Raw genomic sequence first — 3,581 nt, forward strand, 5'->3', positions numbered from 1 at the left:
AATTCGGATCAGAATCGAGTCAAGTTCCGTCTCCTACAAAAGAAAACCATTAGTCTGCCCTTAATATCCCTTTCCGGTAGTTTTTTTAAATCTGCTAAATCAAGATTTAAGCGGTCACTCGCATGACTGATTTAAAAAAGATTGATAAAAAAATATGAACATGATATGAGTAGCAAAACTACTCAAAAAGGATTTAAAATTTGAACGACCTTTTTGCAGGGCTTATATCTTCAAAGACCAGGATTAAATTGCTGGTAAAATTTTTCTTCAATCCCAAAACCCGTTCGTATTTGCGCGAACTCGCCAATGAATTTAATGTTTCCACCAATTCTGTGCGCGAGGAGCTGAACCAACTCACCCGTACTGATTTGCTGAAGTCCCAGCGAAGCGGACGACAGGTCTTTTATACGGCCAATCCGGAGCACCCCCTCTTTAACGAACTCAAATCAATGGTCAGCAAAGTCATGGGCATCGACCAGGTCATCGACGGGATCGTCAATCGGCTGGGCGAGTTAGAGAAGGCATATCTTATCGATGATTATGCAGAAGGTAAAGACAGCGGAATTATCGATCTTGTCCTAATTGGAAATATCGACCAGTTTCACCTGAATGATCTGAGCAGAAAAACTGAACGCTATATTAAAAGAAAAATAAGAACTGTGGTGGTAAGCTGTGAGGAATTTAATGATTTTTTCCCAAAGCTAAAGAACCGCCCCCGAATATTGATCTGGGAAAAATCAGATAAATAAGTTTTCGAATACTATCTATAACTATTTGTATTATAATATAATTTATCCATTGTAACCTGTAATTCAAGGGGCGGAGCTATATATAAAGCCACAACTGCTAAGTTGTAAATATGTTGACAATAAAATATTTTGCTGCATATAATATATTTACAACACAATAGGAGGATTGCAGCATGAAGCCAATCAGCGTTACAGTTTCCGACAGGGGATATGTTGTTTTGCCTGCACATCTTAGAAAGGAAATGAAGATCACATCCGGGTCAAGAATTCTCATTAATAAAAAAAAGGACAAACTTATTTTGGAAATAGTTCCGTCCTTTACATCAAAATTATCCGGACTCACCGGCAAGACAATAGGCGACAAATCTGAAAGCGTGGATAAATTCATCGACGCTGAACGGGAAGAGAGGCTCCCTTGATTTCACTAAAGAAGCTGAAAAATACCGTCAACGGAAAAAAAGTCCTTATTGACAGCAATATCATCATATATTTGACGGATATGATTCAACCCTATGACGCTTTATCGAAAGAATTATTTACCATGGTGGAAGAAGGCAAAGCGGAAGCGGTCATCTCTATTATCTCTGTCGCCGAAGTCATGCACGGGCCGATAAAAGCAGGAAAGGGGGATATCGCAATTGAGGTGAAAAATTACCTTGTCAATTTCCCGAACTGTCAATGCATGAACATAACCTACGAAGTTTTGGAAAAAATAGGGAATGATAAAAGAATAAACTGGAAAGCGTTGCGATCCATTGACAGCCTGATAATCGCTTCCGGTCTCTATTCCAAAGTCGATCTTATTATTTCAAATGATCGCCATTTCATCAATGCTTTGCCTGCGGAAATGCTTTTTTCCTTTGAAAGCTGAGACAGGTCTTTTAAGGAAACATTTCATGGGTGTTGTGTAAAGGTCTCTAAGAGTGCGAGGATACAGTATGCATTTACAAAAACGGATTCTGGTTACCGGCGGCGCAGGGTTTTTAGGTTCGCACCTTTGCAAAAGACTGCTACAAGACGGGTGCGATGTAATTTGTGCTGATAATTTTTATACCGGCACCAAACAGAATATCGTCCCCTTGTTAAAAGACCCCTATTTTGAACTGTTACGCCATGACATTACCTTTCCGCTGTACCTGGAAGTGGACGAAATTTACAATCTGGCCTGCCCGGCATCCCCCATTCACTACCAGAACGATCCGGTCCAGACCACCAAGGTCAACGTTCATGGCTCCATCAACATGCTGGGACTGGCCAAACGGATCAAGGCCAAAATTCTTCAGGCATCTACTTCGGAGGTCTACGGCGATCCCGCGGTACATCCCCAGCCGGAGTCTTATCACGGCAACGTAAACTGCATCGGTCCACGATCGTGCTATGATGAAGGCAAGCGCTGTGCTGAAACGCTGTTTTTCGACTATCATCGTCAGCACAAACTAAAAATCAAGGTGGCCCGCATCTTTAATACCTATGGACCGCAAATGCATCCCAATGACGGCCGGGTGGTCTCCAACTTTATACTGCAGGCCCTAAGAAACGAGCCGATTACCATTTACGGGGACGGTACGCAGACGCGCTCATTCTGCTACGTGGACGACTTGATCGACGGCTTGATCCGCCTGATGAACAGTCCGGACGATATTACCGGTCCGGTCAATATCGGCAACCCGGATGAGTTCACCATGCTGGAACTGGCCCAGAAGATTATTCAACTGACCGGTTCAAAATCAAAAATTGTCTTTCAGCCGTTGCCGCAGGATGATCCTAAGCAGCGTCGACCGGATATAACGCTTGCCAAAAAGCAGTTGGAATGGAAACCAAGGGTAAAGCTTGAAGCCGGTCTTCAAAAGACCATCGAATATTTCAGGCAGTTTGTGAAATGAAAAAATTACAGAGCCTGCTGAGGCCACAGGATTATTCATCAGAATATTTATATCTCTGAGTTCTCTGTGGACTCAGCGAGAGATTAGACATTATTTTGGTGAGGGTTTATGACAAATGTATTGGTAACGGGCGGAGCGGGTTATATCGGGTCACATGCCTGCAAAGCGCTTGCGAAAGCAGGTTATACCCCTGTTACATATGACAACCTGATCTATGGACATACCTGGGCGGTGAAATGGGGCCCTTTTGAAAAAGGGGATATTTTAGACAGGCAAAGACTTGATGCGGTTATCGAAAAGTACAAACCCGATGCGGTCATGCATTTTGCGGCCTTTGCGTATGTGGGGGAATCCGTTGAAAATCCCGGAAAATATTATCGGAACAATGTCGTCGGTTCATTGACAATTCTTGAAGCCATGCGCGACCACGGCATCCGGAATATTGTATTTTCGAGCACCTGCGCCGTCTATGGAAATCCTGAAACGGTTCCCATACCCGAAGACCATTCCACAAAGCCGATCAACCCTTACGGCGTCAGTAAGTTTACGGTTGAACGGATGCTGGAAGATTTTTCCAATATCCATGACATGGGATATGTCTCTTTGCGTTATTTCAATGCCGCCGGAGCCGATCCCGATGCGGAAATCGGAGAAGATCATGACCCGGAAACCCATTTGATACCCCTGGTCCTGGATGCGGCGGCAGGCAGAAGCGAAAACGTAAAAATTTTTGGGACCGATTACGATACGCCCGACGGCACCTGTATTCGGGATTATGTACATGTTTCCGATCTTGCTGATGCCCATGTACTTGCGCTTGAATATCTTAAGGAAACCGGAAAGAGTGATAGCTTTAATCTGGGCAATGGTAACGGTTTCTCGGTAAGGGAAGTCATAGAAACCGCAAGAGAGATTGCCGGTAAAAATATTACTGCGATTGAATCGGAAA

General features: G+C 43.8%; 5 protein-coding genes. All 5 read left to right on the top strand.

Annotated elements, in window-relative coordinates:
* Positions 1-248: 248 nt before the first annotated feature.
* Complete coding sequence (locus tag P1P89_22680) at positions 249-749, top strand: GntR family transcriptional regulator (GenBank protein ID MDF1594328.1); 501 nt, start codon at positions 249-251, stop codon at positions 747-749.
* Between the two features lie 173 nt (positions 750-922).
* Positions 923-1,168, top strand: a complete 246-nt coding sequence (locus P1P89_22685; protein ID MDF1594329.1) for an AbrB/MazE/SpoVT family DNA-binding domain-containing protein — start codon at positions 923-925, stop codon at positions 1,166-1,168.
* Positions 1,165-1,620, top strand: a complete 456-nt coding sequence (locus P1P89_22690; protein ID MDF1594330.1) for a PIN domain-containing protein — start codon at positions 1,165-1,167, stop codon at positions 1,618-1,620. Before P1P89_22685 ends, P1P89_22690 begins: the two co-directional genes overlap by 4 nt.
* A gap of 67 nt (positions 1,621-1,687) precedes the next feature.
* The gene (locus P1P89_22695; GenBank protein MDF1594331.1) at positions 1,688-2,632 is read left to right on the top strand and encodes an SDR family oxidoreductase; all 945 of its coding nucleotides are present in this window, start codon (positions 1,688-1,690) and stop codon (positions 2,630-2,632) included.
* Positions 2,633-2,740: 108 nt separating this feature from the next.
* Positions 2,741-3,581, top strand: an 841-nt coding sequence (galE, locus tag P1P89_22700; GenBank protein MDF1594332.1) for a UDP-glucose 4-epimerase GalE, incomplete at its 3' end; no start/stop codon positions are given.

Source organism: Desulfobacterales bacterium (genome assembly GCA_029211065.1).
In the GTDB taxonomy this organism is placed as follows: Bacteria; Desulfobacterota; Desulfobacteria; order Desulfobacterales; family JARGFK01; genus JARGFK01.